Annotated in this window: 1 pseudogene; it reads left to right on the plus strand. The window is 55.0% G+C overall.

Annotated features, from left to right (window positions below):
- Window positions 1-71 precede the first annotated feature (71 nt).
- Window positions 72-500: pseudogene (locus tag V2I08_RS20535) on the plus strand (methionine synthase); the annotation flags it as partial.
- Between the last annotated feature and the right edge of the window lie 314 nt (window positions 501-814).

The following is an 814-nucleotide window of genomic DNA, read 5'->3' on the forward strand; positions in this document are numbered from 1 at the left end:
TCACTCCATCTCTTCGCAAAGAGGTGTGAATCACAACATGCTGGTATTGCTCAACAACTTTCGGTTCGGGCACTGAGGGGCTCAAGTGCGAGACTGCCGTTCACATCTGCTACGGCTACGGCATCAAAGCCAACACGGATTGGAAGAAAACTCTGGGATCCGAGTGGCGTCAATATGAGGATGCCTTTCCCAAGCTAAAAGAGTCCAGCATCGACATCATCTCGCTGGAATGCCATAATTCCCGCGTGCCGATGGACCTGATCGAGCTCATTCGGGGCAAGAAGGTGATGGTCGGCGCCATCGACGTGGCAAGCGACATCATCGAAACGCCCGAGCAGGTGGCCGAGACACTACGCAAAGCACTGCAGTTTGTGGATGTCAACAATCTCTATCCATCCACCAACTGTGGTATGGCACCATTGTCGCGCCGTGTAGCGAACGGCAAGCTGGCTGCTTTGGGCGCTGGAGCGGAGATCGTTCGACGAGAGCTTTCGACCTGACAGGCCTGTGGAGGGGTAAAGCGCTCCGGTGGCGAACACCGAACGGATATCGATCGGGAGTGTCCATCCTGCTGTGCAACGAGACAGGATGGCTCATTACACGCACGGGGATCGCTCGGCGTGGACATAGCCAGTGGACCAATTGGACGTTAAATGCCGTTGCACGGCCAAGATCATAAACGGCGGCTTTCGCTGGAAGCGGCCGTTCAGCCCCAAGTGTGGAACCGACAGCTTTGTCTAAGTGCCCGAACCGAAAGTTGTTGAGCAATACCAGCATGTTGTGATTCACACCTCTTTGCGAAGAGATGGAGTGA

It is taken from the genome of Sphingobium sp. MK2 (assembly GCF_040170545.1).
Lineage (GTDB): Bacteria > Pseudomonadota > Alphaproteobacteria > Sphingomonadales > Sphingomonadaceae > Sphingobium.